This is a genomic window from Pseudomonas putida S13.1.2, from assembly GCF_000498395.2.
GTDB lineage: Bacteria > Pseudomonadota > Gammaproteobacteria > Pseudomonadales > Pseudomonadaceae > Aquipseudomonas > Aquipseudomonas putida_Q.
The window spans coordinates 4431800-4455662 of the sequence record NZ_CP010979.1 but is presented as its reverse complement, the minus strand read 5'-3'; the positions used below and the strand labels follow the sequence as shown (position 1 = coordinate 4455662).

Below are 23863 nucleotides of genomic sequence, written 5' to 3'. Positions count from 1 at the left end.
GCGTCATTCGCGTCACCTGGGTTCCGCACATGAGCGATCATTTCGCCACCAACCTCAAACTGGCTTGCAGCCACTACCGCTCTATCTCCGAAGTTTGCCGGCAGCTCTCGATCAACCGCGCTCAGTTCAACAAGTACCTGAGCGGGCAGAGCCGTCCGACGGCGTTCAACCTCAAGCGCATTGGCGATTTCTTCGGGGTCGAGGATTACGAACTGAACCTGCCGGCCGAGCAGTTCGCCCGGCTGATCGGCGCTCGGGTGTCCACCTTGGCCGAGCAGCCCAGCGACCCGATTAGCGAGCTGTTCCGCCCGCTGCATGATCATGCGGGCAACCTGTCGCGCTATTGCGGTTATTACTTCGAGTATTCCAACTGCATGTCGGTGCCGGGCACGATCCTGGTCTCGCTGGTGCACCTGTGGGAAGAGCGCGGCCGTTTCCTGTTCGAGCGCCAGGAGCGCCAGGAGCGTTCCAGTGCCACGGACCAGCATGCCGAGGTGCGCTGCCGCTACCTGGGCGCGGCGTTCCAGCTGCAGGACCGGGTGTTCCTCATCGACTACGAGTCGCTCACCTTCAACGAAATGAGCCAGACCATTCTCATCCCCAGCTTTAAAAGCCGCATCACCCGCCTGAACGGCCTCAAGGCCGGGGTTTCCAGCGGCGACCGGCGCAACCCGGCATGCACCCGGGTGGTGTGGGAGTACCTGGGCGAGGAGATCAATCGCATCAATGCCTATCGTCAGGTGAAACTGTACCGCCCGGATGATCCGCGAATAGATGATGATGTGCGTGAGCGGTTGAGTGTGGGGCCGTTGCGCAACAGTTTGTTCGAGATCGAGTAATGCTCAACAAGTCAGGCGTCTTCGAGGATGAATCCCGCCACGGCGCTGGCAACCTGATCCGCAATCGCTGGCGTACTGCGTAAGTGGGAAGCGATGCCATGGTCGCAGTCGGTAAGAAACAGGCATTGCAAATGGGCTGCTGGAACTGATTGCATCAGGGCCTGGGTAACTTCTTCAGGAATCGGGCTGTAGCGCTCGGCACCGGCCAGCCACAGGCTACCTGCACTGGTCCCTGGGCCTTTGCCGAATCGTTGTGAGTTGAGCCCGTCATACTCGCCAATCACCATCAGCACTCTGCCTTGGAACTGCTTGAGGAAGGCGTAGCTGTCGCTGTCCAGAAAGCCGTAGGGTTTGCTGATGGCTGTGGTGAATGCCGGGCCAAACGGCGCCCGGTGGGCATCATCTGGATAAACCGCTGGGCAGATCAACACGATCCTGTCCACTTGCGGCAACCGTGCTGCAAGTTTCAGCGTGATTGCCGCGCCCAGGCTGTGGCCGATCAGTGTTCGGCATCGAGGTGCGATATGCGTATGAAACCGCTGTGCCTCTTTGAGGTTGGTAGCCAGTGACGGTGCCACTGCGCCTGGCTCGCTGGCGAGGCTGTGACCAGAAAGATTGCCGGTGAGCGACCCGATGCCAGCGGCTTGCAAGCGATAGAGCAGTGGGTTGAGCCGGGTAAAGTCCGAGCGCGCGCCACCCAGCACCAATGCCGGCGCTGCGCGCTCGGTATCAGGTACCAGCAACCGGGCCTGTTGCTGGTAGTTGCCAAACGCTTCGTTGATAAACAGTTCTTTGCCCGGGGCGGGTTCGTCAAATTGCCATTTCAGACGCTGAGAAGATCCCTTTTGCAAGTGCATGGCGCCCTCTAGAAAAACTGATCGAGCCACTCGCCGAGTGGATTGCCCGTGTCGAGCAGTAGTTTGAATGCCATGATGATGCAGACACTGACCAGCAGCGGCTTTATGAGGCGAGAGCCGAAACGAACTGCGCAGCGCGCACCTAATTGTGCGCCCAGAAAGGCGGCAATCGCCATTGCCAGCGCCAGCGGCCAGATGATCGCTCCGCTGAGTAAAAATACTGACAACGCGCCCAGGTTGCAGGCTGCGTTCAAAAGCTTGCTGGTGCACACGGCTTGTATCAGCTGTTGGCCTAGTAGAACTACGCAGGCCAGCATGAAGAACGAGCCGACGCCAGGGCCGAAGATACCATCATAAAACCCAATGATTGGCGCAACCGTTACGCAGAACAGGCTACTCGATAACTTCGCCTTACGCGTTTGCTCATTCGGCTTTGGACTAAAGGCAAAGTAGATTGCTATCAGGATCAGCAAGGGTGGGACACATGCCTGCAAAAAGCTTTTGGGCACGTAGGTTATGGACAAGGCCCCCAAGGCCCCTCCAATAAACGACATCACCGCCATTGGGCTGCCTCGCCTCCAGTCGATCATGCCTTTTCGGGCGAAAGCGCATGTAGCCGAAACGGTAGCCGAAGCGGCTTGGACTTTATTCGTGGCAATTGCTGCCAAGGGCTCTATACCGGCGATAAATAGCACCGGGAGCGTGATCAAGCCTCCGCCTCCGGCGATCGCATCGAAAAAGCCGGCCATGAGTGCAACGAACGCGAGTATCAGAACAAGCGTCAAATCGAATTCGATCAGAGACATTGAACGTTCCTTGTACTTGTTGTGGGGAAGCTCCCCGGCTGGCAAGCAGGAGAGTCAACTATTCAATGCAGTTACGCCTCTGAGTGGAAGTCAGCTCTTTCCTGGTACGTAGTAGGATATTTCTCTGCGGGGCTGTGTCGTGGAGTGAATCCTCAGATCAGCGACCCCTGAGGCCTTGGCGAGGCTCGACGTTGGACTTCCCCGCCCGGAAACCGCAAAATGACCCCTTTCCTTCATCAACCTCTCGGATCTGCTGACTCTATGCGTATGCGCCTAATGCTGTTGGGTGGTGGCAATGCCCTCGGGCAAGCGCTGATTCGTCTTGGGGCCGAGGAGGACATTGCTTTCCTGGCGCCGCGCCCTCCCGAGAATGGCTGGACGCCGGCCAACCTCACCCAGTTGCTCGACGATCACCGCCCCGACGCCCTGGTCAACCTGGCCTATTACTTCGACTGGTTCCAGGCCGAGTCGGTCAGCGAGCAACGCCTGGCTCAACAGGAGCGGGCAGTGGAGCGGCTGGCAGAGCTGTGCCAGCACCACCAGATCACCCTGGTGCAACCTTCCAGCTACCGGGTATTCGATGGTTCGCGGGCAACGGCCTACAGCGAAAAGGACGAGCCCGTGCCGCTGGGGCTGCGTGGCCAGGCCTTGTGGCGCATCGAGCAGAGTGTGCGCGCGACCTGCCCGCAGCACGTACTGCTGCGCTTCGGCTGGTTGCTCGACGAGAGCATCGACGGCTCGCTGGGCCGCTTCCTGACCCGTGCAGAGCAGCCGCAAGAGCTGCTGCTGGCTGATGACCGGCGTGGCAACCCGACACCGGTCGACGATGCCGCACGGGTGATTCTGTCGGTGCTCAAGCAGCTCGATTGCAGTGCGCCGCTGTGGGGCACTTACCATTACGCCGGCAACGAGGCGACCACGCCGCTGGCGCTGGGCCAGGCTATCCTTACCGAAGCAGGCCAATACCGCCAACTGGCGGTGCAGGCGCCGACACCGCAGGCCCATGCCGCACGGCCGGATGCCAGCGAAGAACCGCAGCACGCGGTTCTGGCCTGCAAGAAAATCCTTCATACCTTCGGCATCAAGCCGCGCGCCTGGCGCGCAGGCCTGCCGCCTCTACTGGACCGGTTCTACCGCCATGGCTGACGCCCCCATCCTGATCACCGGCGGTGCCGGCTTCATTGGCTCCCACCTGTGCGATGCGTTGTTGGAAAAAGGCTACGCCGTACGCATTCTCGACGACTTCTCAACCGGCCGGCGGAGCAACCTGCAGGTTGGCCACCCACGGCTGGAACTGATCGAAGGCGATGTCGCCGACGCCGGGCTGGTCACGCAGGCTGCGGGAGGCTGCAGTGCTGTGGTGCACCTGGCGGCGGTGGCTTCGGTGCAGGCCTCGGTCGAAGACCCGGTGCGTACCCACCAGAGCAACTTCATCGGTACCCTCAACGTGTGCGAAGCCATGCGCGTGCACGGTCTGCGCCGGGTGCTGTTCGCGTCCAGTGCGGCGGTGTACGGCAACAATGGCGAGGGTGAATCGATTGCCGAGGACACGCCCAAGGCGCCGCTGACCCCCTACGCCGTGGACAAGCTGGCCAGTGAGCAGTACCTGGACTTCTACCGTCGTCAGCATGGCCTGGAGCCGGTGGTGTTCCGTTTCTTCAATATCTTCGGGCCACGGCAGGACCCGTCCTCGCCATATTCCGGGGTAATCAGCATCTTCTGCGAGCGCGCAGTGCAGGGCTTGCCGATCACCATCTTCGGCGATGGCGAGCAGACTCGCGACTTCCTCTACGTGGGCGACCTGGTGCAGGTGATGGTGCAGGCGCTGGAGCAGCCGCAGGTCGAGGAGGGGGCTGTGAATATCGGCCTCAACCAGGCCACCTCGCTGAACCAGTTGCTGGTGGCGCTGGAGAAGGTGGTGGGCAGCTTGCCGGCGATCACGCATGTGGCGGCGCGTGCCGGTGACATTCGCCATTCGCGGGCGGATAACCAGCGGCTGCTGGCGCGGTTCGAGTTTCCGCAGGCGACGCCGATGGTCGAGGGCCTGGCGCGGCTATTGGGTAAAGGCTGATTCCCTGGGGGCGCTTTGCGCCCCTATCGCGACGCAAGGCCGCTCCTACAACGACCGCGTAAAGCCAATGGACGTGCGGTCACTGTAGGAGCGGCCTTGTGTCGCGATGGGGTGCGCAGCAGCCCTAAAAATCACCCAGGCCGCACGACTCTGCGCAGGCAATCCTCGGCCCCGAGTACTCGCCCATCCACAGCCCGCACCTGCAAAGTCTCAAGCGCCTGCCCCGTGACACCCTCCACCAATTCAGAACGCGCTTCACCCGCCTCAAACAGATACCGCTCCCCCCACTGCCTAAAGCCAACCACCACCGGAAACACCGACCGCCCTTTCTCGGTCAGCACATATTCCTTGTAGGCACTGCCATCCGACGCCGGCTGTGTGATCAGCAACCCGCTTTCCACCAGCAGCTTGAGCCGCGAGGCGAGGATGTTCTTCGCCAGCCCCAGGTTCTTCTGAAATTCACTGAACCGCCGCAGGCCGTCAAAGGCATCGCGCAGGATCATGAGCGCCCAGCGATCACCCAGCACCTCCAGCGCCCGGGCTACGGGGCACTGCGCATTGTTTTCATCGAGCATGGCTCAAACCTGTGTTGATTACCTGGTTGCAGATTAAAACCACATTTGCTAAATAGCCAGTGTGTGGTTTCAAAACGAAACCAGATTGATAAGAGCGGTCCTATGAAGCCTTCGCTGACACGCTGGATAACGCTGTTGCTTGCCACCACCAGCGCCATGGCCGTGGCGACGGTTTACTTCGCCCAGCCTCTGCTTGAGTCGATGGCTACCGACCTGGGAGTGGCGCAGCAGCAGATTGGCTGGGTGGTCGGCGCGACCCAGGCGGGCTACGCCGTGGGTCTGCTATTGATCGTGCCCCTGGGGGACCTGGTCGATCGCAAGCGCCTGTTGCTCTGGCAGTTGCTGTTCTCGGCGTTGGCGCTGGTCGGTGTCGGCGTGGCGCCGAACTGGGCAATGTTGCTGTTGGCGCTGGCCATCACCGGGTTGATGGCAGTCATGGTGCAGGTGATGGTGGCTCACGCCGCGAGCCTGGCCTCACCGGGCCAGCAAGGGCAGGCGGTAGGCACCGTCACCAGTGGTGTGGTGTTGGGCATTCTGCTGGCACGCCTGGTGTCGGGCGGGTTGGCTGATCTGGCCGGTTGGCGCAGTGTTTATCTGGTCGCCGCAGGGCTATTGATGTTGCTGGCCCTGGTGCTGTGGCGCAGCCTGCCCGGTGGGCGGCCGATGGGGCAGCGGCCGGGTTACCGGGCGCTGATCGTGGCCCAGTTCAGTTTGTACCGGCACGACAGGTTGCTGCGCCAGCGCGGCGTGTTCGGGGTGTTGATCTTCGCCGCGTTCAGTGTGCTGTGGAGTGCCATGGTCATGCCGCTCAGTGCTGCGCCGTTGCTGCTGAGCCATACCGAGATCGGCCTGTTCGGCCTGGCAGGTGTGGCGGGCACATTGGCGGCTGCGCGCGCCGGTCGCCTGGCAGACCAAGGGCAGGGGGAGCGCACCACCGGGCTGGCGCTGGCCCTGCTGACGCTGTCGTGGTTGCCCACGGCCTTTGTCGGGCATTCGCTGATGGCCTTCGTGCTGGGTGTGCTGATGCTGGACTTTGCCGTGCAGGCGGTGCATGTCACCAACCAGAGCCTGTTGCTGGCGGGGCGTGGTGAGATGGCCAGCCGCTTGATTGGCGCCTACATGTGTTGCTATTCGCTTGGCAGCGGGTTGGGGGCGGTGCTGGCGGGCTGGGTGTTTGCCCATTGGGGCTGGGCTGCGGTGTGTGGGCTTGGCATGGCCATCAGCGCGGCCGCGCTGGGTTACTGGCTATGGCTGCAACGCGCGAGGGCGGCCGAAGCCGCCCTGCAGTGTTCAGGTCAGAACTTGTAGCCAAGGCCGACCATGTACACCCACGGGTCGACGTCGACGTCGACCTTGGTCTTGCTATAGCCAAGCGCGGTCGGGCCGTTGACGCTGGCCTTGGTGTCGATGTCGACATACCAGACCGAGGCGTTGACCAGCAGGTTGTCGGTCAGCATGTAATCCATGCCCAGTTGGCCAGCAATACCTACCGAATCCTGCAGCTTGAGGTTGCTGAAGCCTTGTTGCTTGCGTGCGCTGCTCAGGTCTTCGTCAAAGAACAGGGTGTAGTTGATACCCACGCCGGCGTACGGCTGGAAGCGCGAATTTGGCTCCATCGGGTAGTACTGCAGCGACAGGGTCGGTGGCAGTTGCTTGATGTCGGCCAGCTTGCCGTCCAACCCGCCGCCCAGGCCTTTTACGCCGACGGTGTGCTTGAACGGGGTGGCTGCCAGCAGCTCCAGGCCGATGTGGTCGGTGAGCATGTAGGCAAAGGTCAGGCCCAGCTGGGTGTCGCTGTCCAGGGTCGCCTTGGTGCCCGACACCTTGTTGCCGTCGAACTTCAGGTCGCCGCTGCTCTCGTTCGGGGCAGTGGTGATGGCGCCTGCGCGCAGAATCATGTCCCCCGCCTGATAGGCGTGGGCGGCAGGGGCGGCGAGCGCAAGGGCCACAAGCGAGGCGCCGAGCAAGGACTTGTTCATGGAAGCTCCCAAAGGACGTTATTAATCGAGTAGTCCAATGGTACGGAGGTGGTTAAACAGAAAGTTTGACCCAGCTCAAAGAAGCGTCTTCACGAATTCGAAACAGTTCTCATCTCAGCTCATAAACGTATATTTTCTCGGCTTCCATCTGGTAGCCGGCGTCGGCCAGTTCGCTGCTGGAGGCTCTAACCTGCATCTTTCCCTCGATCCAGTAGGGCTGGTAGAGGTCTTCGACGCGCACGCCCATCTCGCTGAAAATATGCACGATCTGGTTCGACGGTGGCGGCGGCACGTGGATGCACGCACCGTAGTAAGGGACCAGCAGGAATTCGGTGGTGCGGCCTTCTTCGCTGACCTCCAGTGGCACGATGTAGCCCGGCAGCTTGACCTGCTGGCCGTCGAGACCCTTCACCACTGGGGCATCGGGGGCTTGCTGGCGCGCGGGTGGGGCGGATTCGGCAGACAGGGCGTTGCTGAGCTGTGACATGTCGTGCAGCGGCGCCAGTTGTGGCGGGATGACCGGGGCGCCTTCGGGGATCAGGGCGGGCCAGTCCAGCTCCTTGGGTTCGGCGGCCCATAGCGGCATCGCTACCAGCAACAGCAGGGCCAGCAGCATGCGCATGGCCGGCCTCTTCGCGGGCATGCCCGCTCCCACAGGTCCTCTGCAAGGCCTGAGGCTTGTGGAGAACCCTGTGGGAGCGGGCGTGCCCGCGAAGCAGGCGGTGAGGTGTCTGATCATTACGCGCACTCAAAGGTGTATGGACAGGCCATCGGCCAGCGACTGCCGATAAGCCCGCCACGCCGGCACGCTGCCCATGAGCAACGCCGCCCCCAGGATGATAGCCAGCAAGGTCCATTCATGTGCGCTCGGCAAGGCCAGTGGCAGATACAAGCCATAGTTGGCCTGCACGAACCCCTGCGCCAGGGCAATCCCCGCATACAGCAAGCCAAGCCCGGCCACGATCCCGACCGCTGCCAGTGACAGCGCCTCCAGTACCAGCAGCCCCGCGATATGCCACGGCCTGGCCCCGACCGAACGAAGGATCGCCATCTCCCGGCGGCGCTCGTTGAGGCTGGTGAGAATAGCCGTGAGCATGCCGATCAGACCGGTCAATACCACGAACAGCGACACCACGAACAACGCTTGTTCCGCCGTGCCCATCAGGCTCCACAGCTCTTGCAGGGCCACACCTGGCAGGATTGCCAACAAGGGCTCGCTGCGGTACTCGTTGATCTCGCGCTGCAGGCTGAAGGTCGCGATCTTGTTGTTCAGGCCCAGCATGAACGCGGTAATGGCGGCAGGTTGCAGGTCCATCGTGCGTGCCTGGTCGGCGCTGATGCGCCCGGCGCCTCGGGCCGGGACGCCGTTGTGCCAGTCGATATGGATGGCCTCCATACCGCCCAGGCCGATATGCAGGGTGCGGTCTACCGGTGTGCCGGTGCGCTTGAGCACACCGACCACGGTGAACGGCTTGTCGTCATGCTTGACCAGGCTGATGGCTGCCACGCCGTGGGCCAGCACCAGCTTGTCACCCAGCTTGTAGTGCAACGCCTCGGCCACTTCGGCACCGAGCACCACCTCGAACGGGTCGCTGGCAAACTCACGCCCCTGGCTCAGTTCCAGATGCTGGCGGCGGCCGTACTGGTAATGGCTGAAGTAATCCGTCGTGGTGCCCATCACCCTGTAGCCGCGGTGCGAGTCGCCCAGCGAGATAGGGATCGCCCACTTCACGCGCGGGTCCTGTGCATAGTGCTGGAAGCTGTCCCAGCGGATGTTGTTGGTGGCGTTGCCAATGCGGAACACTGAATACAGCAGCAGGTTCACCGAACCGGAGCGGGCACCGACGATCAGGTCGGTGCCGCTGATGGTGCTGGCGAAGCTGGCGCGCGCTTCTGTGCGAACACGTTCCACCGCCAGCAGCAGGCACACTGACAGGGCGATGGCGAAGGCGGTGAGCAAGGCGGTGAAGCGGCGGTTGGCCAGGCTGGCCAGGGCAAGGCGGAGCAGGTACATCAGGCCTCCCGGGGCTTGGCGGCGCGGTTGAGGTCGGCCAGGGAAAGGTGACGGTCGAACAGTGGCGCCAGGCTCTGGTCGTGGCTGACGAACAGCAGGCTGGCACCGGCGGCGCGGCATTCATCGAACAGCAGGCGGATGAACGCTTCGCGTGTGTCGGCATCCAGCGCCGAGGTCGGTTCGTCGGCAATCACCAGTTCTGGCTGGCCGATCAGGGCGCGTGCGGCGGCGACCCGCTGTTGCTGGCCGATCGACAGGCTGTCGGCGCGGCGGGCGAGCAGGGCGGGGTCGCCCAGGCCAAGGTGGGCCAGCAGCGTGCAGACCGCCTGGTCGACACTGCCATGGCGCTGTTCGGCGCGGGCCTTGCGGCTGCGCGAGAAATGGCAGGGCAGCTCGACGTTTTCACGTACCGAGAGGAATGGCAGCAGGTTGAACTGCTGAAAAATGTAGCCCGTGTGATCGACCCGAAAGCGGTCACGGGCACCCTGGCCCAGCTGGCCGAGGTCCTGCCCGAGCAACTGAATGCTGCCTTGGGCCGGCACGTTCACCCCGCCCAGCAGGCCCAGCAACGTGGTCTTGCCACTGCCGCTGGGGCCCTTGAGGAACAGGGCTTCACCGGCGTCCAGGTGGAATGCCGGAATATCCAGCAGCGGCGGCTGACCTGGCCAGGCGAACACCAGGTCATGCAGTTCGATCAACGGCTGGCTCATTCAGAAGGCGACCGCGGCCTTGGCCGGCGTGGTTTCCACGCCTTTCTGGCCGTTGGGGCCGATCAGTTGCACGTTGACTTTCTGGGTGGCCGGGAAGGCCTTGAACAGAGGCGCCAGGTCCACCTGTGCCAGTTTGTCGGGGTTGGCGCAGGTCAGCTGGTAATGGGCACCGATGTCGCTGTGCGGGTGGCCATGCGCGTGCTCATCGTCGTCGTCGGCTTTCGGGGCATCACCGAACAGCGGGCTTTCCAGCTCCTGCTGTTCCTCTTTGCAGTTTGCTGCTGCAGAAAGGCCGAACAGCTTGAGCGGTTGTTCGAGTTGCTGGCGCACGGCAGCAACCTTGGCCTTGTCGGCATCGCTGCTGGCGGCATGCTCGAAGCCCACCAGGTTCATCGCCGGGCTGTCCAGCTCCAGCTCCAGGGTGTTGCCATCGAGCACGACGTTGAGCTTGGCCACGCCATGCTCGTGGGCGCCCAGCGTGCCATGGGCGTGATCATGATCATGGTCGTCATCGTGGGCATGGGCCACGGCCAGTGGCAGCAAGGCGAAGGGCAGGGCGAGCAGCAGACGACGCATGGACGACTCCGGGGCGGGCTGGAAGATTGGGTAATGTTATAACAACTTTTCTGCGCGCCGCCAGCCTGCGTGGCTAAGGTTTCATGTTGCGGTAGCATGGCTGCATTGACCTGGGCTCAAGGAATGCATCATGAGAATTCGTGGACAGATTGGTGACTGGCCGGTGGACCTGACCATCGAGTTGGCGCCTGAAGAGTGGGCGCAACTGGGTAAGCAAATCGAGGTGCCTGTGGCGGCGCAGGGGGCTGCGACGCCTACTGTTGCTGCACCGCGCCAGGACGACGGGCAATGGGCCGCAGCGCGTGAAGTGTTGCGCCTTGCCGGGCAGATGAGCGGGCCGGAGTTGCTGGACCGGCTGGAAGGGCTGGCGGGAAGCACGGCGGCGGGCAAGCGGCTGCTGGTGCGCTTGCGGCACAGCAGTGAGGTGAAGGTGGAAAGTGGCGTGGATGCGCCGGTCTATCACTGGGTTGGGTGAATTGGTATTGCCTGTTCTGGCCTCTTCGCGGGCGCGCCCGCTCCCACAGGATTTCACCGCACTGGGGAGCTGTGCAGCACCTGTGGGAGCGGGCGTGCCCGCGAACGAGGGCGAAGCCCTCGCAAATGCCATCAGGTCAGAACATCGCCGCCGACAGCTTGCGGCGATAAACGCCCACCAGCGGGTGATCCCCCCCCAGCAACTCGAACACCTGCAGCATCGCCTTCTGCGGCAGCCCGTTCTCGTAGCCACGGTTACGCTGGAACAGCTTCAGCAGCCCATCCAGCGCCGCCTCGTACTGCTGGCGCGCCAGTTGCTGAATGCTCAGCTGGTAAGCCGCCTCGTCATCCTGCGGGTTCTGCGCCAGGCGGCTTTTCAGGTCTGCCACTTCCGGCAGGCTGGCGGCCTGGCGCAGGAAGGTCAGCTGGGCCTTGGCACCGGCCAGCGCAGCCTTGTGCTCGTCGGTCTTGACCGCATCCAGCACCACCTGGGCCTCGCCCAGTTCACCGCGCTCGGCCAGGCAGCGGGCGTACAGGATCAGCGCCTCGGCATTGCTGTTGTCTTCACCCAGCAGCGCCTGCAACAGCGCTTCGGCTTCGGCAAAGCGGCTTTCGGCAAACAGCGCCTTGGCCTGCTCCAGCGGCGAAGCGGTGGGGGCGGCGGGCATCTGCACGTGCGGCTCGAGCATGGCGCGAATCGCCGATTCCGGCTGAGCCCCGGCAAAACCGTCCACCGGCTGGCCGTCCTTGAACAGCACTACGGTCGGGAGGCTGCGGATGCCGAACTGGGCAACCACCTGTTGCTCCACGTCGCAGTTGATCTTGGCCAGCAGCAGCTCGCCCTGGTAACCCTCGGCGATCTTGGCCAGCAACGGCATCAGTGCCTTGCAGGGTGCGCACCACTCGGCCCAGAAGTCCACCAGCACCGGCTTGTGGAAGGAGTTCTCGATTACCAGTTGCTGGAAGTTGGCATCGGTAGCGTCGAAAATGTAAGGCGTGTCTTGGGTCATCGCGACTCTCGCAAACTCGTGAATGGCACCACTATAAGGCGTCGCGGCTGGCGTGGTACAGGCTGACCCTGCGGAATTCGTGTGGCTCGGCCAGGTCCGGCAGGGTCAGCGCTTCGAGCACGCCCAATTGCTGGTACAGCGGGTGGCTGAAGTCGCGTACCCGCGAGTCCGCCACCAGCGCCTGGCGGCCGCGGCCGAGGAAGGCGTCCAGCAGCGGCAGGTTGGCGCGGTCGTACAGCACATCGGCGACCAGGATCAGGTCGAAGCGGTCGTCTTCGGCAAAGAAGTCACTGCTGTAACTCAGCTCGACCCCGTTCAGCGCGGCGTTGGCGCGGCAGGCATCGAGGGCCAGCGGGTCGAGGTCGCAGGCCACCACTTCCAATGCACCGGCGCGCGCGGCGGCAATACCGGCGATACCTGAGCCGGCACCAAAGTCCAGCACGCGCTTGCCGGCCACCCACTCCGGGCGCTCGGCCAGGTACCGGGCCATGGCCAGGCCACTGGCCCAGCAAAAACTCCAGTAGGGCGGCTCTTCAAGAATGCGCCGGGTTTCGTCGCTGCTGAAGGCGCGGTCCATGTTCTGGTCGTCGATCAACCACAGCTTCAGGTCACAGCCGGGCAGCTCGCTGACGATCAGGCGCGCTTCGCCGATCAGGCCGCTGAGGGCCTGCTGCAGGGCCAGCGGCGCCACTTACGGCGCCTTCTCGAAACGCAGCGGGCCGGTGGCCTGGGTCTGGGCTTGGGTAATGCGCACGGGGGGCAGGTGCATGATCAACTGGCCGGAACGGCTGGCGCGGCCACGCAGCTCGACCCGCGCACCGGCCGGGAAGGCTTCGGGGTTGAAGCGCAGGTGATAGGGCAGGGCCTGGCCGGTGCCGGTCAGGTTGCTGCTGGCCAGCAGGCGTTGCGGGCGGCCACGTTCATCGATGACCAGCAAGGCCAGTTCCACGTCGGCACCGGCCGGGATTTCCAGCAAGGTGCCGCTCAGCTCGCGCTGGTAGGCCGGCAGCGGGCCCAGTACTTCGGCCGGTTTGGCCGAGCGGGTTGGCGTGGGCGCCGGGGGCGTATCGGTTTTCGGCCTGTCGCTGCCGCAGGCAGCGAGCAGGGCGGCGCAGCACAGCACGACGAGCGCTCGGTAGTGCATGGGGTTGTCCTTCGCGGGCAGATTTCCCATGGATGTTAACCCCTTTGGCTTGTCTTGCCAGTGCAATGCGCTACCATGGCCCTCCCTTTTTTTGTTGCCTGCCACCATGCACTGTCCCTTTTGCGGTGCCAACGACACCAAGGTCATTGACTCTCGCCTCGTTGCCGAGGGCGAGCAGGTGCGCCGCCGCCGCGAATGCGTGGCCTGTGGCGAGCGCTTTACCACTTTCGAAACCGCCGAGCTGGTGCTGCCCCGGCTGATCAAGCAGGACGGTACGCGCCAGCCTTTTGACGAAGAAAAGCTGCGCGCCGGCATGCAACGGGCGCTGGAAAAGCGCCCGGTCAGCGTCGAGCGCCTGGAAGCGGCGCTGGCGCACATCAAGAGCCGCTTGCGTGCCACGGGCGAGCGCGAAGTCAAATCGCTGGTGGTGGGTGAAATGGTCATGGCCGAGCTGCGCAAGCTCGACGAAGTGGCCTATATCCGCTTTGCCTCGGTGTACCGACGCTTCCAGGATCTGGACGAGTTCCGCGAAGAAATCGACCGCCTGGCCCGTGAGCCGGCTAAAGAGTGAACATGCCCAGCCAAGCCGCCATCCTTGACGCCCACTACATGGCCCGCGCGCTGGAGCTGGCGCGCAAGGGCCTGTACACCACCCACCCGAATCCGCGCGTTGGCTGCGTGATCGTGCGCGATGGCGAAGTGGTCGGCGAAGGCTGGCACGTGCGTGCCGGCGAGCCGCATGCCGAAGTGCATGCCCTGCGCCAGGCCGGTGAGCGTGCCCGTGGCGCCTGTGCCTACGTTACCCTTGAACCGTGCAGCCACCATGGGCGCACGCCGCCGTGTGCCGAGGCGCTGGTCAAGGCCGGTGTGGCGCGGGTGGTGGCAGCCATGCAGGACCCTAACCCGCAAGTGGCGGGGCAAGGCCTGCGGCGCCTCGCCGAGGCCGGTATCGAGGTGGCCAGTGGCGTGCTCGAAGCCGAGGCCCGCGCACTCAACCCGGGCTTTCTCAAGCGCATGGAAACTGGCCTGCCGTTCGTGCGCGCCAAGTTGGCCATGAGCCTGGATGGCCGCACCGCCATGGCCAGCGGCGAAAGCCAGTGGATTACCGGCCCGGCTGCCCGTTCGGCGGTACAGCGCCTGCGCGCCCGCTCCAGCGTGGTGCTGACCAGCGCTGCCAGTGTGCTGGCCGACAATGCGCGGATGACCGTGCGTGGCACCGAGCTGGGCCTGGATGCCGAAACCACAGCCCTGGCTCTCAGCCGTACGCCGCTGCGCGTACTGGTCGATGGCCGCCTGCGCCTGCCACTGGATGCGCCGTTCTTCCAGGCCGGCCCGGCACTGGTGGTGACCGCTGTCGCAGATGACCCGCGCTATGCCGCTGCCGGCCACGAATTGTTGAGCCTGCCAGGTGACAATGGTCAGGTCGACCTGCCGGCGCTGCTGCAGGCCCTGGCGGCCCGAGGCGTCAACGAAATCCTGCTGGAAGCCGGTGCAGGCCTGGTCGGTGCCTTTGCCCGCCAAGGCCTGGTCGACGAGTACCAGCTGTTCGTCGCCGGCACCTTCCTCGGCTCCCAGGCCCGCCCGTTGCTGGACTGGCCGCTGGACAAGATGAGCGAAGCGCCGCGATTGAAAATTACCGAAATGCGCGCAGTGGGCGATGACTGGCGGGTCACGGCCATCCCCCTGCCGGCGCCCGGCGTATAATGCCGGGCTTGCCCCGTGCAAACCGTTTTTGAGGAAGACCCCATGTTCACCGGCATCATCGAATCCATTGGCACCATCCGCAGCCTCACCCCCAAAGGTGGCGATGTGCGTGTCTACGTCGAAACCGGCAAGCTCGACCTGGGCGACGTCAAGCTCGGTGACAGCATCGCCGTCAACGGTGTATGCCTGACCGCCGTCGAGCTGCCGGGCAATGGCTTCTGGGCCGACGTCAGCGTCGAAACCCTCAAGCGCACCGCGTTCATCGACCTCAAGAGCGGCAGCAAGGTCAACCTGGAAAAGGCCCTGACCCCCACCACCCGCCTGGGTGGGCACCTGGTCAGCGGCCATGTCGACGGCGTCGGCGAAATCATCTCGCGCAGCGATAACGCCCGCGCCATCCAGTTCCGTGTGCGTGCACCCAAGGAGCTGGCCAAGTACATCGCCCACAAGGGTTCGATCACCGTCGACGGCACCAGCCTGACGGTCAATGAGGTCAATGGCGCCGAGTTCGAGCTGACCATTGTCCCGCACACCCTGTCCGAAACCATCATGGCCGACTACCGCGCAGGGCGTCGGGTAAACCTTGAGGTCGACCTGCTGGCCCGTTACCTGGAGCGCTTGCTGCTGGGTGACAAGGCTGCCGAACCGAGCAAGGGCAGTGGCATTACCGAAAGCTTCCTGGCCGCCAACGGCTTCTTGAAATCCTGATTGAGAAGGGGGTGCCGCGTGGCGCTCAACAGCATCGAAGAACTGGTCGAAGACATCCGCCAGGGCAAAATGGTCATCCTCATGGATGACGAAGACCGCGAGAACGAAGGCGATATCATCATGGCAGCCGAATGCTGCCTGCCCGAGCACATCAACTTCATGGCCAAGCACGCCCGTGGCCTGATCTGCATGCCGATGACCCGTGAGCGTTGCGAAACGCTGAAGCTGCCGCTGATGGCGCCGCGCAATGGCTCGGGCTTCGGCACCAAGTTCACCGTGTCGATCGAAGCCGCCGAAGGCGTCACCACTGGCATTTCCGCCGCCGACCGTGCACGCACCGTGCAGGCCGCCGCAGCGAAGGACGCCAAGGCCGAAGATATCGTCAGCCCTGGCCACATCTTCCCGCTGATGGCCCAGCCGGGCGGTACCCTGGCCCGCGCCGGCCACACCGAAGCTGCCTGCGACCTGGCGCGCATGGCCGGTTTCGAGCCAAGCGGCGTGATCTGCGAAGTGATGAACGACGACGGCACCATGTCGCGCCGCGCCGAGCTGGAAGTGTTCGCCGCCGAGCACGGCCTGAAGATCGGCACCATCGCCGACCTGATCCACTACCGCATGATTCACGAGCGCACCGTGCAGCGTGTGTCCGAGCAGCCGGTGGAAAGCGAGCTGGGCGAGTTCAACCTGGTCACCTACCGCGACGCGGTGGAAGGCGACGTGCACCTGGCCCTGACCCTGGGCAAGATCTGCGCCGAAGAGCCGACCCTGGTGCGGGTGCACAACATGGACCCGCTGCGCGACCTGCTGCTGGTCAAGCAGCCAGGCCGCTGGAGCCTGCGTGCTGCCATGGCCGCCGTGGCCGAGGCCGGCAGCGGCGTGGTATTGCTGCTGGGCCACCCGCTGGACGGCGACGTGCTGCTGGCGCACATCCGCGAAAGCGCGGGCGATGCGCCGACCAAGGCACCGACCACCTACAGCACCGTGGGTGCCGGTTCGCAGATCCTGCGCGACCTTGGTGTGCGCAAGATGCGCCTGATGAGTTCGCCGATGAAGTTCAACGCGATATCCGGATTCGATCTGGAAGTTGTAGAATACGTGCCCTCCGAGTGACTTGAGGCGGCATTGACGCCCTCTGCTCGAGTCCAGACCCCTGTCGAGGCCGCTTGTATGCGGCCTCGCTCTTGAAGATGAGAATATCGGAATGACCCTGAAGACCATCGAAGGTACCTTCATCGCCCCCAAAGGTCGCTATGCTTTGGTGGTTGGCCGCTTCAACAGCTTCGTCGTTGAAAGCCTGGTAAGCGGTGCCGTTGATGCCCTGGTACGCCACGGTGTCAGCGAAAGCGACATCACCATCATCCGTGCCCCGGGCGCATTTGAAATCCCGCTGGTAGCACAGAAGGTCGCCCAGCAAGGCGCCTACGACGCGATCATCGCCCTGGGCGCCGTGATCCGTGGTGGTACCCCGCACTTCGAATACGTGGCGGGCGAATGCACCAAGGGCCTGGCCCAGGTGTCCATGGAGTTCGGTGTTCCGGTGGCCTTCGGCGTACTGACCGTCGACTCCATCGAACAAGCCATCGAGCGTTCCGGCACCAAAGCCGGCAACAAAGGTGCTGAAGCTGCCCTGTCCGCACTGGAAATGGTCAGCCTGCTGGCGCAGTTGGAGGCCAAGTGATTAGCGACGAAAGCGATCGTTTCAACCCGCGCGATCCAAAACCTGCGGATGCCGGCAAGCCCTCGAAAAGCGCCAAGCGCCGCGAAGCCCGCAAGCTCGCGACCCAGGCACTGTACCAGTGGCACATGGCGCAGCATTCGCTGAACGAGATCGAAGCGCAGTTCCGGGTGGATAACGATTTCACCGATGTCGACGGTGCCTATTTCCGTGAAATCCTGCATGGGGTTCCGGCAATCAAGGGCGAAATCGACAAGGCGCTGGTGCCTTGCATGACCATGACGCTGGAAGAGCTCGACCCGGTCGAGCTGGCCGTGCTGCGTCTGTCCACCTGGGAGTTCATCAAGCGCGTCGACGTACCGTACCGCGTAGTGATCAACGAAGGTGTCGAGCTGGCCAAGGTCTTCGGTGCCACCGACGGCCACAAGTTCGTCAACGGCGTGCTGGACAAACTGGCACCGTCGCTGCGTGAAGCCGAAGTCAAGGCGAACAAGCGCTGATTCTGGCGCTGCCGAGCCATGGGTGAGTTCGAGCTGATCAACCATTACTTCGCCGCCGCGCCCTGTGCGCAGGGCGGCGAGGGCGTGGCCCTGGGTATCGGCGACGACTGCGCCCTGCTGGCTCTTCCCCCTGGTGAGCAACTGGCGGTGTCGACCGACACCCTGGTCGCCGGGGTGCATTTTCCCGCTGTCTGCGATCCGTTGCTGCTTGGCCAGCGTTCGTTGGCCGTGGCCGCCAGTGACCTGGCCGCCATGGGCGCGACCGCGATCGGCTTCACCCTCGCCCTGACCTTGCCTGACGTGGGCCCTGACTGGCTGGCGGCCTATGCTGATGGCCTCAGCCGCATGGCCCACCGTTGCCGCATGAGCCTGATCGGGGGTGACACTACCCGGGGCCCGCTGAGCATCACGGTTACCGTGTTTGGCCGCGTGCCGGCAGGCCAGGCGTTGCGCCGTAGCGGTGCACGGCCAGGCGACCTGCTGTGCGTCGGTGGTGTGCTGGGCAAGGCGGCCGGCGCGCTGCCGCTGGTGCTGGGCGAGCGCGAGGCGCCGGCCGAGCAGGCCGATCCGCTGCTGGCCCATTACTGGTCGCCAATGCCGCAGCTCACCCTCGGCACGTTGCTGCGTGGCCGGGCCACGGCGGCGCTGGACATCTCCGACGGCCTGCTCGCAGATTGCGGGCACATCGCCAAGGCGTCCGGCGTTGCGCTGGAGGTGAACCTGGCCCAGGTGCCAGTGTCTCCTGCTGTAGAGGCGTTCCTCGGGCGCGAAGCGGCCGTGCAGGCCGCCCTCGCCGGTGGCGACGATTACGTGCTGGCCTTCACGCTGCCGCCTGAGGCGCTGGCGCCCCTGGCTGACCTCGGCCTGGTCGAGGTGCATACCATTGGCCGTGTGCTCGAAGGGCAGGGTGTCACCTTGCGTGACGCGCAGGGCCGGGACATCACCCCCGTTCAGCGGGGCTATCAACACTTTAGGGAGACACCGTGACCGATCACCCCAATCAGGTGCCTGCGGAGTTTGTTCCGCCTTCGGTCTGGCGCAACCCGTGGCACTTCATCGCTTTTGGCTTCGGTTCCGGTACCTTACCCAAGGCCCCGGGCACCTGGGGCTCGCTGGTGGCCATACCGTTCATCCCGTTGTGGCAGCTGTTGCCTGACTGGGGCTACTGGCTGTTGCTGGGCGTCAGCATGCTGTTTGGCTTCTGGTTGTGCGGCAAGGTCGCCAATGACTTGCGCGTACACGACCATGAAGGCATTGTCTGGGACGAGATCGTCGGCATGTGGATCACCCTCTGGCTGGTGCCAGAAGGCTGGCAGTGGCTGCTGGCAGGGTTCCTGATGTTCCGCTTCTTCGACATCCTCAAGCCATGGCCGATCCGCTGGATCGACCGCCATGTGCACGGGGGTGTCGGTATCATGCTCGACGATATCCTGGCCGGCGTGTTTGCCTGGCTGGGCATGCAGGTTCTGGTGTGGGCGGTTGCCTGAACAGGGAGCGCGTGAATGGCCATAAGGGCTTTGCTGTTGGCAATGCTGCTGAGCGTTGCCCCATGGGTGGCAGCTGCTGAGGGCGTGCCGAAGCAGATCCACCTGGTCAGCGAAGAGTGGCTCGATTACACCAACGCTGACGGTACCGGGGTGGCCTGGGACGTACTGCGCAAGGTGTTCGAGCCGGCAGGGGTCAAAGTGGTGGCCCAGAGCGCGCCCTACAGCCGTGCAGTCGGGCTGGTCAAACGTGGCGAAGCCGATGCCTGGGTGGGCTCGTACAAGCAAGAAAACAACGACAACCTGTACCCGCGCTGGCACTTCGACATGGACCACATCTACGCCCTGGGGCTGGCCAGCAAACCTGTGCCTACTGCGCAGAATGTGGGCAAGTATCGCCTGGCCTGGGTGCGTGGCTACGACTACGGCAGCTACCTGCCAGACGTGCATGAATACCGTGAAATTCAGCGCCGCGAAGGCATTCTGCCGATGCTCGAGCATGACCGTGTGGACTTCTACATCGATGCACAGACCGAAGTCGATTATGTCCTGAGCCAGTCATCCCAGCCCGAGCGCTTCCGCCGTACCCATGTGGCCGAGTTACCGCTGTACCTGGCGTTTGCCCGCAACGGCCAGGCCAAGGCGCTGTGTGACCTGTTCGACAAGCGCATGGACGAACTGGTGCGCAGTGGCGAGCTGAAGCCGATTTTCGAGCACTGGAAACAGCCGTATCCTTTCGGCCCTGATAGCCGCCCGCATTAGCATTCAGAGGGCTTGCGCGGTCCCTGAAGGAGCGGGTTTACCCGCGAACACCGGCGGAGCCGGTGCCAGGCACCGCGTTGTCTGCTTCGCGGGTAAACCCGCTCCCACAGAGAGCCTGCCAAGCCCGCGCTGCTAAGCATCGAACTTTTCGATCTTAACCCACGGTATTCAGCCCGCCCACAGCCTGCAACCGGCTGATACAATCGCCCCACGAGAAATTTTCAACTTATTCCAGGAGCACAACGTGCCCGTCGTCTTTGTTGCCGCCTCTAAACTCCCGACGCCATTCGCGACCTTCACCATGCACGGCTTTCTCGACGAAGCCACTGGCCGCGAGCACGTAGTGCTCAGCCTGGGTGACATCGCAGATGGCCAGCCGGTGCTGGGGCGCCTGCACTCCGAGTGCCTGACCGGCGATGCCCTGTTCAGCCAGCGCTGCGACTGCGGTTCGCAGCTGGAAGCCGCGCTGCAGGCCATCGCCCGCGAAGGCCGTGGGGTGCTGCTGTACCTGCGTCAGGAAGGCCGTGGTATTGGCCTGTTGAACAAGATCCGCGCCTACGAGTTACAGGATGGCGGTGCCGATACTGTCGAAGCTAACGAACGCCTTGGCTTTGCCGCCGACCAGCGCGACTACGCCATGTGCTTGCCGATGCTGGAGCATCTGGGTGTGAAGGCCCTGCGCCTGATGACCAATAACCCGCGCAAGGTCAAGGCGCTGACCGACATGAATATCGTGGTTGCCGAGCGTGTGCCGCTGCACACCGGTCACAACCCGCACAATCGCCTTTACCTCGCGACCAAGGCCGGCAAACTCGGCCACATGCTGGGCAATGAACACCAGGGCGAGGCGCCACAGGCGTGACCCGCGCCGAGGTCAAGCGGCGCCTGGCACTGGCCTGGTGGCAGTACCTGGCCCTGGGCCTGGTGCCGCTGCCGGTAATGGCCTGGGCCTTTGGTGGTGGGGCTGCACTGATTCCGGTGCTGGCCATGCCACTGTTCATCGCCGGTGCGGCGACCATGTTCCTCAGCCTGCCACGTTTCGGCGCCTACAAGCGGGCACTGATCGCCACCTCCAAGGTGCTGGGCAGCAGCGAAGAACCCGCCGCCTGGATCGAACTGGCGCGCGTGCGGCGCATAGCCATGCTGTACGCCTGCTTCCCGGCCTGGGTCGCCGCACTGTCGGTGCTGGTCGGCCTGGAGGCGGTGCCGCAGATCTTGCTGGCGTTGTCCACCGTGGTGGTGCTGTACCTCTATCGCATCCCGCGCCAGCTCGGCTGATGCGCCTGCTGCCTGGCCTGCTGGCGCTGCTTGCCTGCACCGCGCTGGCCGCTGACCCCTTGAGGGTGGTCAGCCTGGCGCCTTCGATGACTGAAATCATGCTTGAACTGCAGGCCGACGACCTGCTGGTAGGCGTACTCGACGGTGGCGAACGGCCGGCAGCCCTGCGCGACCTGCCCTCGGTCGGGCGCCAGGGGCAACTGGACATGGAGCGCCTGCTCAGCCTGCGCCCCGACCTGCTGCTGCTCTGGCCGGGCAGCGTGCCACCCGCCCAGCGCGACCAACTCAAGCGCCTGGGCATCGCCACTTTCAGTGCAGAACCCCATGACATCGACCAGTTGATCGCGCAGATCGAAGCCATCGCCGAGCGTGTCGGCCGTGCCGGGCAAGGCCATCAGTACGCCCAGGCGCTGCGCGAACGGCTGCTGCAACTGCGACAGCAGTATCGGCGTGACGCGCCATTGCAGGTGTTCTACCAAGTGTGGGATCAGCCGTTGTACACCCTGGGTGGCCAGCAGGTGGTAAGCGATGCCCTGGCCGTGTGCGGCGCGCGCAATGTGTTTGCCGACCTCAGCCAACCGGCGCCGCAGGTGAACGTGGAGTCTGTGCTGCTGCGCAACCCACAGGTCATCCTGGCGGGCGATCAGGCGCAACTGGCCAGCTGGAAGGCCTGGCCGCAACTGCGTGCGGTTGCCGATGGTGGCTTGCTGGTGGTACCCGACAAAGGTATTGAGCGGCCCAGTGGGCAGATGATCGAAGCCACCGCCCGTTTGTGCGCATTGCTCGCGGCTAAAGCGCCGGCGTCCAGGTAACGCTGAACAACAGCGTGCGGCCTTCTTCGCGGTAGGGGTGGTAGGCACCCTCGTAGCTGTACAGGGCGCGGCTGTAAGCGTGGTCCAGCAGGTTATCCAGCTTCGCTTCCAGTTTCAGTTCGTCAGTGGCTGCCCAGCTACCGCGCAAACCGAGCAGGCCATAGCCGCCGATGTGGTTGCGGTTGGCCTCATCGTCGTAGCTGCCGCTGACCGCTTGCCAGCTTGCCCCCACGGTGAATCGGCCGAGTTCACGGTCCAGGTCCAGGCTCAACGTGCGGCGTGCACGGCGGGCGAGGGTGTGGCCGCTGTCACGGTCACGAGGGTCGATCAGTGCCAGGCCGAGCTGGCTGTGCCAGGCGCCCCACTGCTGCGCCAAAGCCATTTCGAAGCCGTTGATACGTGCCGAGGCCACGTTGCGGGGTATCGAGTCCTGGCCGAACACGATCGCATCGCGCAGGTCGGTGCGGTACAGCGAGGCTTCCAGGCGGCTGTCCGCCGTCAGCTGGCTGCGCCATTGCAGCTCGTAGCTTCTGGAGTGCTCGGGGTCCAGGTCCGGGTTGCTGAACTGGGGGTAATACAGGTCGTTGAAGGTTGGCGCCCGAAAGCCCTCGCTGTAGGACAGCAGCACATCATTCTGTGCGTTCAACGGTACGGTCAGGCTGCCGCTCCAGGTGGTCTGGCCGCCGAACTGCTGGTTACGGTCATGGCGCACACCCACTTCGGTGGAAAAGTGCTCGCCCTGGTAGCGGTGCTGAACGAAAACGGCGCGGTTCCAGCGGCTGTCTTCGGTGAAGTCGGTGCTGGCGTGCACACGGTCTTCGTACCAGTCGCCACCCAGCAACACGCTGTGTCGCTCGCCCAGGGCCAGGTCGTTCTGCCAGGTGACCTGATCACGGTAGGTGTTGAACACGAAGCGTTCGGCGCTGAGCTTGTCGCGCTTGTCGTCGCGGTTCTCGCTGTGGGCCAGTTCCAGCCGCGAATGCCAGGTGTCGGTGAGCTGGGCATCGAAGTAGCTGCCCAGGCTGCTGACGCTGAAATCGGTGTAGGGCTGCTGGCCGAAGCTTTCGAAGGTGACCGGGTCGAAACCGCCGAACGGGTTGTCGTACTCGCTGCGGCCCCGGCTGTCGAGCAGGTTCAGGCCGGCCTCGAAGCGTTCGCCGAAGGTGTGGCTCAGGCTCAGGTTGAATGCCTTGTTGCGGTAAGCGTCGTGGTCACCATCGCTGGAGAACGAAGGCCCGGTCGAGTCGATGCCGGCCGTTTCATCCAGGCTGGCGCCGAGGTTGAAGCGGGTTGCGCCATCCCCGCCCGAAAGCCCCAGGCTGCGCTGGAATGTCTGGTTGCTGCCGGCGGCCATGCGCAGGCGCGGCTGCAGGCCGGGGCCATTGCTGCGACGGGTGAAGATCTGGATTACCCCGCCAATGGCATCGCTGCCGTACACCGCCGAACGCGAGCCTCGCAGCACTTCCACCCGCTCGATCTGGTCGACGTCGAGAAACTGCAGGCCGCTGTCGCCGGAGGTGGCGTTGGCAATGCGCACGCCATCGACCAACACCAGGCTTTGCGCTGCCTTGGTGCCGCGGATGAAGATGCCGGGCAGGCTGCCACGGCCACCGGTAGGCGCCACTTGCACGCCAGGCACGCGGCTGAGCAGGTCGGTGACGCTGGTGGGTTGCAGGCGGTCGATGTCGGTGCGGGTGAAGACGGTATTGGCGGCGCTGGTGGCGGTGCGCGATTCGACCTGGCGGCTGGCGCTGATCAGCACGTCGGGGAGCTTGAGGGCGTCGTCGCGCTCAGCAGCCAGCAGCGGGAGGGGGAGGCAGAGCAGGGTGGCAAAAGTTGGGGCTTTCATGGGCAGTACCATTTTGCGAGGGCTGCGCCCTCGATC

General features: G+C 64.1%; 29 protein-coding genes. 17 read left to right on the top strand and 12 right to left on the bottom strand.

Going from position 1 to position 23863, the window contains the following annotated elements; all coding sequences use genetic code 11:
- Positions 1–29: 29 nt before the first annotated feature.
- Positions 30–839 carry a helix-turn-helix domain-containing protein gene (locus N805_RS19710; RefSeq protein WP_016497761.1) on the top strand — a complete coding sequence of 270 codons (810 nt, stop codon included), beginning with the start codon at positions 30–32 and terminating at the stop codon, positions 837–839.
- 11 nt (positions 840–850) lie between these two features.
- Here N805_RS19710 and N805_RS19705 read toward each other — a convergent pair whose 3' ends face one another.
- Positions 851–1696 (bottom strand): alpha/beta hydrolase, encoded by an 846-nt coding sequence (locus tag N805_RS19705; protein ID WP_019471905.1) that lies wholly within the window; start codon positions 1694–1696, stop codon positions 851–853.
- Between the two features lie 8 nt (positions 1697–1704).
- The gene (locus N805_RS19700) at positions 1705–2496 is read right to left on the bottom strand and encodes a TSUP family transporter (RefSeq protein ID WP_026034499.1); all 792 of its coding nucleotides are present in this window, start codon (positions 2494–2496) and stop codon (positions 1705–1707) included.
- Between the two features lie 267 nt (positions 2497–2763).
- On the opposite strand from N805_RS19700, the gene N805_RS19695 reads away from it, so the two are divergent.
- Together N805_RS19695 and N805_RS19690 are read left to right on the top strand one after the other, a co-directional pair.
- On the top strand, positions 2764–3648 hold the full coding sequence (locus tag N805_RS19695; protein ID WP_026034500.1) for a sugar nucleotide-binding protein: 885 nt from the start codon (positions 2764–2766) through the stop codon (positions 3646–3648).
- Positions 3641–4573 (top strand): NAD-dependent epimerase/dehydratase family protein, encoded by a 933-nt coding sequence (locus N805_RS19690; RefSeq protein WP_019471907.1) that lies wholly within the window; start codon positions 3641–3643, stop codon positions 4571–4573. The genes N805_RS19695 and N805_RS19690 overlap by 8 nt, the downstream gene beginning before the upstream one ends.
- A 131-nt stretch (positions 4574–4704) precedes the next feature.
- On the opposite strand, the gene N805_RS19685 is transcribed toward N805_RS19690, so the two are convergent.
- Positions 4705–5148, bottom strand: coding sequence for a winged helix-turn-helix transcriptional regulator (locus N805_RS19685; protein ID WP_019473987.1), 444 nt, complete (start codon positions 5146–5148; stop codon positions 4705–4707).
- Positions 5149–5250: 102 nt separating this feature from the next.
- Here N805_RS19685 and N805_RS19680 point away from each other — a divergent pair, with 102 nt between their 5' ends.
- A complete protein-coding gene (locus tag N805_RS19680) occupies positions 5251–6456 on the top strand; it encodes an MFS transporter (protein ID WP_019473986.1) in 1206 nt (401 codons plus the stop codon).
- Here N805_RS19680 and N805_RS19675 read toward each other — a convergent pair.
- The 5 genes from N805_RS19675 to N805_RS19655 form a co-directional block, all read right to left on the bottom strand.
- Positions 6444–7127: an OmpW/AlkL family protein gene (locus tag N805_RS19675; protein WP_014589498.1), complete on the bottom strand. Its 684-nt coding sequence runs from the start codon at positions 7125–7127 to the stop codon at positions 6444–6446. The genes N805_RS19680 and N805_RS19675 overlap by 13 nt on opposite strands.
- Positions 7128–7236: 109 nt before the next feature.
- Positions 7237–7749 (bottom strand): DUF3299 domain-containing protein, encoded by a 513-nt coding sequence (locus N805_RS19670; RefSeq protein ID WP_028614145.1) that lies wholly within the window; start codon positions 7747–7749, stop codon positions 7237–7239.
- 126 nt (positions 7750–7875) lie between these two features.
- Positions 7876–9141, bottom strand: coding sequence for an ABC transporter permease (locus N805_RS19665; protein ID WP_019472332.1), 1266 nt, complete (start codon positions 9139–9141; stop codon positions 7876–7878).
- Positions 9141–9851, bottom strand: a complete 711-nt coding sequence (locus N805_RS19660; protein WP_019472333.1) for an ABC transporter ATP-binding protein — start codon at positions 9849–9851, stop codon at positions 9141–9143. The genes N805_RS19665 and N805_RS19660 overlap by 1 nt, the downstream gene beginning before the upstream one ends.
- Positions 9852–10427, bottom strand: coding sequence for a DUF2796 domain-containing protein (locus N805_RS19655; RefSeq protein WP_019472334.1), 576 nt, complete (start codon positions 10425–10427; stop codon positions 9852–9854). It lies immediately after the preceding gene.
- 130 nt (positions 10428–10557) lie between these two features.
- Here N805_RS19655 and N805_RS19650 point away from each other — a divergent pair, with 130 nt between their 5' ends.
- Entirely contained in the window at positions 10558–10902 is a 345-nt protein-coding gene (locus N805_RS19650) for a hypothetical protein (protein ID WP_019472335.1), read from the top strand.
- Positions 10903–11038: 136 nt separating this feature from the next.
- Here N805_RS19650 and trxA read toward each other — a convergent pair whose 3' ends face one another.
- The 3 genes from trxA to N805_RS19635 are packed head-to-tail and all read right to left on the bottom strand — an operon-like array spanning position 11039 to position 13055.
- On the bottom strand, positions 11039–11911 hold the full coding sequence (trxA, locus tag N805_RS19645; RefSeq protein WP_019472336.1) for a thioredoxin: 873 nt from the start codon (positions 11909–11911) through the stop codon (positions 11039–11041).
- Between the two features lie 31 nt (positions 11912–11942).
- Complete coding sequence (locus tag N805_RS19640) at positions 11943–12602, bottom strand: class I SAM-dependent methyltransferase (RefSeq protein WP_019472337.1); 660 nt, start codon at positions 12600–12602, stop codon at positions 11943–11945.
- Positions 12603–13055 carry a YbaY family lipoprotein gene (locus tag N805_RS19635; RefSeq protein ID WP_019472338.1) on the bottom strand — a complete coding sequence of 151 codons (453 nt, stop codon included), beginning with the start codon at positions 13053–13055 and terminating at the stop codon, positions 12603–12605.
- A gap of 106 nt (positions 13056–13161) precedes the next feature.
- Between N805_RS19635 and nrdR the strand changes: the two genes are divergently transcribed.
- The 12 genes from nrdR to N805_RS19575 all read left to right on the top strand — a co-directional run bounded on the left by nrdR (position 13162) and on the right by N805_RS19575 (position 21978).
- Positions 13162–13626 (top strand): transcriptional regulator NrdR, encoded by a 465-nt coding sequence (gene nrdR, locus N805_RS19630; protein WP_003255402.1) that lies wholly within the window; start codon positions 13162–13164, stop codon positions 13624–13626.
- Between the two features lie 2 nt (positions 13627–13628).
- Complete coding sequence (ribD, locus tag N805_RS19625) at positions 13629–14759, top strand: bifunctional diaminohydroxyphosphoribosylaminopyrimidine deaminase/5-amino-6-(5-phosphoribosylamino)uracil reductase RibD (RefSeq protein WP_019472339.1); 1131 nt, start codon at positions 13629–13631, stop codon at positions 14757–14759.
- A 42-nt stretch (positions 14760–14801) separates the two neighbouring features.
- Positions 14802–15467, top strand: a complete 666-nt coding sequence (locus N805_RS19620) for a riboflavin synthase (RefSeq protein ID WP_016497780.1) — start codon at positions 14802–14804, stop codon at positions 15465–15467.
- Positions 15468–15485: 18 nt separating this feature from the next.
- Positions 15486–16577 carry a bifunctional 3,4-dihydroxy-2-butanone-4-phosphate synthase/GTP cyclohydrolase II gene (ribBA, locus tag N805_RS19615; RefSeq protein WP_019472340.1) on the top strand — a complete coding sequence of 364 codons (1092 nt, stop codon included), beginning with the start codon at positions 15486–15488 and terminating at the stop codon, positions 16575–16577.
- Between the two features lie 91 nt (positions 16578–16668).
- Positions 16669–17145: a 6,7-dimethyl-8-ribityllumazine synthase gene (ribE, locus tag N805_RS19610; protein WP_003255395.1), complete on the top strand. Its 477-nt coding sequence runs from the start codon at positions 16669–16671 to the stop codon at positions 17143–17145.
- Positions 17142–17642: a transcription antitermination factor NusB gene (gene nusB, locus N805_RS19605; protein ID WP_016497782.1), complete on the top strand. Its 501-nt coding sequence runs from the start codon at positions 17142–17144 to the stop codon at positions 17640–17642. The genes ribE and nusB overlap by 4 nt, the downstream gene beginning before the upstream one ends.
- 18 nt (positions 17643–17660) lie before the next feature.
- A complete protein-coding gene (thiL, locus tag N805_RS19600) occupies positions 17661–18629 on the top strand; it encodes a thiamine-phosphate kinase (protein ID WP_019472341.1) in 969 nt (322 codons plus the stop codon).
- The gene (locus N805_RS19595; RefSeq protein ID WP_010951803.1) at positions 18626–19129 is read left to right on the top strand and encodes a phosphatidylglycerophosphatase A; all 504 of its coding nucleotides are present in this window, start codon (positions 18626–18628) and stop codon (positions 19127–19129) included. Before thiL ends, N805_RS19595 begins: the two co-directional genes overlap by 4 nt.
- A 15-nt stretch (positions 19130–19144) precedes the next feature.
- Positions 19145–19888 (top strand): substrate-binding periplasmic protein, encoded by a 744-nt coding sequence (locus tag N805_RS19590; protein ID WP_019472342.1) that lies wholly within the window; start codon positions 19145–19147, stop codon positions 19886–19888.
- Between the two features lie 244 nt (positions 19889–20132).
- The gene (gene ribA / locus N805_RS19585; RefSeq protein WP_019472343.1) at positions 20133–20750 is read left to right on the top strand and encodes a GTP cyclohydrolase II; all 618 of its coding nucleotides are present in this window, start codon (positions 20133–20135) and stop codon (positions 20748–20750) included.
- Positions 20747–21166 carry a hypothetical protein gene (locus N805_RS19580; RefSeq protein WP_019472344.1) on the top strand — a complete coding sequence of 140 codons (420 nt, stop codon included), beginning with the start codon at positions 20747–20749 and terminating at the stop codon, positions 21164–21166. The genes ribA and N805_RS19580 overlap by 4 nt, the downstream gene beginning before the upstream one ends.
- Positions 21166–21978 carry a cobalamin-binding protein gene (locus N805_RS19575; protein ID WP_019472345.1) on the top strand — a complete coding sequence of 271 codons (813 nt, stop codon included), beginning with the start codon at positions 21166–21168 and terminating at the stop codon, positions 21976–21978. The genes N805_RS19580 and N805_RS19575 overlap by 1 nt, the downstream gene beginning before the upstream one ends.
- On the opposite strand, the gene N805_RS19570 is transcribed toward N805_RS19575, so the two are convergent.
- Positions 21956–23827: a TonB-dependent receptor domain-containing protein gene (locus tag N805_RS19570; RefSeq protein WP_019472346.1), complete on the bottom strand. Its 1872-nt coding sequence runs from the start codon at positions 23825–23827 to the stop codon at positions 21956–21958. The genes N805_RS19575 and N805_RS19570 overlap by 23 nt on opposite strands.
- Positions 23828–23863: the final 36 nt, after the last annotated feature.

Coding starts and splice junctions, on each gene's coding strand:
- N805_RS19710 (WP_016497761.1), top strand. CDS start 30: ATGAGCGATCATTTCGCCACCAACCTCAAACTGGCTTGCAGCCACTAC.
- N805_RS19705 (WP_019471905.1), bottom strand. CDS start 1,696: ATGCACTTGCAAAAGGGATCTTCTCAGCGTCTGAAATGGCAATTTGAC.
- N805_RS19695 (WP_026034500.1), top strand. CDS start 2,764: ATGCGTATGCGCCTAATGCTGTTGGGTGGTGGCAATGCCCTCGGGCAA.
- N805_RS19690 (WP_019471907.1), top strand. CDS start 3,641: ATGGCTGACGCCCCCATCCTGATCACCGGCGGTGCCGGCTTCATTGGC.
- N805_RS19685 (WP_019473987.1), bottom strand. CDS start 5,148: ATGCTCGATGAAAACAATGCGCAGTGCCCCGTAGCCCGGGCGCTGGAG.
- N805_RS19680 (WP_019473986.1), top strand. CDS start 5,251: ATGAAGCCTTCGCTGACACGCTGGATAACGCTGTTGCTTGCCACCACC.
- N805_RS19675 (WP_014589498.1), bottom strand. CDS start 7,127: ATGAACAAGTCCTTGCTCGGCGCCTCGCTTGTGGCCCTTGCGCTCGCC.
- N805_RS19670 (WP_028614145.1), bottom strand. CDS start 7,749: ATGCGCATGCTGCTGGCCCTGCTGTTGCTGGTAGCGATGCCGCTATGG.
- N805_RS19665 (WP_019472332.1), bottom strand. CDS start 9,141: ATGTACCTGCTCCGCCTTGCCCTGGCCAGCCTGGCCAACCGCCGCTTC.
- N805_RS19660 (WP_019472333.1), bottom strand. CDS start 9,851: ATGAGCCAGCCGTTGATCGAACTGCATGACCTGGTGTTCGCCTGGCCA.
- N805_RS19655 (WP_019472334.1), bottom strand. CDS start 10,427: ATGCGTCGTCTGCTGCTCGCCCTGCCCTTCGCCTTGCTGCCACTGGCC.
- N805_RS19650 (WP_019472335.1), top strand. CDS start 10,558: ATGAGAATTCGTGGACAGATTGGTGACTGGCCGGTGGACCTGACCATC.
- trxA (WP_019472336.1), bottom strand. CDS start 11,911: ATGACCCAAGACACGCCTTACATTTTCGACGCTACCGATGCCAACTTC.
- N805_RS19635 (WP_019472338.1), bottom strand. CDS start 13,055: ATGCACTACCGAGCGCTCGTCGTGCTGTGCTGCGCCGCCCTGCTCGCT.
- nrdR (WP_003255402.1), top strand. CDS start 13,162: ATGCACTGTCCCTTTTGCGGTGCCAACGACACCAAGGTCATTGACTCT.
- ribD (WP_019472339.1), top strand. CDS start 13,629: ATGCCCAGCCAAGCCGCCATCCTTGACGCCCACTACATGGCCCGCGCG.
- N805_RS19620 (WP_016497780.1), top strand. CDS start 14,802: ATGTTCACCGGCATCATCGAATCCATTGGCACCATCCGCAGCCTCACC.
- ribE (WP_003255395.1), top strand. CDS start 16,669: ATGACCCTGAAGACCATCGAAGGTACCTTCATCGCCCCCAAAGGTCGC.
- thiL (WP_019472341.1), top strand. CDS start 17,661: ATGGGTGAGTTCGAGCTGATCAACCATTACTTCGCCGCCGCGCCCTGT.
- N805_RS19590 (WP_019472342.1), top strand. CDS start 19,145: ATGGCCATAAGGGCTTTGCTGTTGGCAATGCTGCTGAGCGTTGCCCCA.
- N805_RS19575 (WP_019472345.1), top strand. CDS start 21,166: ATGCGCCTGCTGCCTGGCCTGCTGGCGCTGCTTGCCTGCACCGCGCTG.
- N805_RS19570 (WP_019472346.1), bottom strand. CDS start 23,827: ATGAAAGCCCCAACTTTTGCCACCCTGCTCTGCCTCCCCCTCCCGCTG.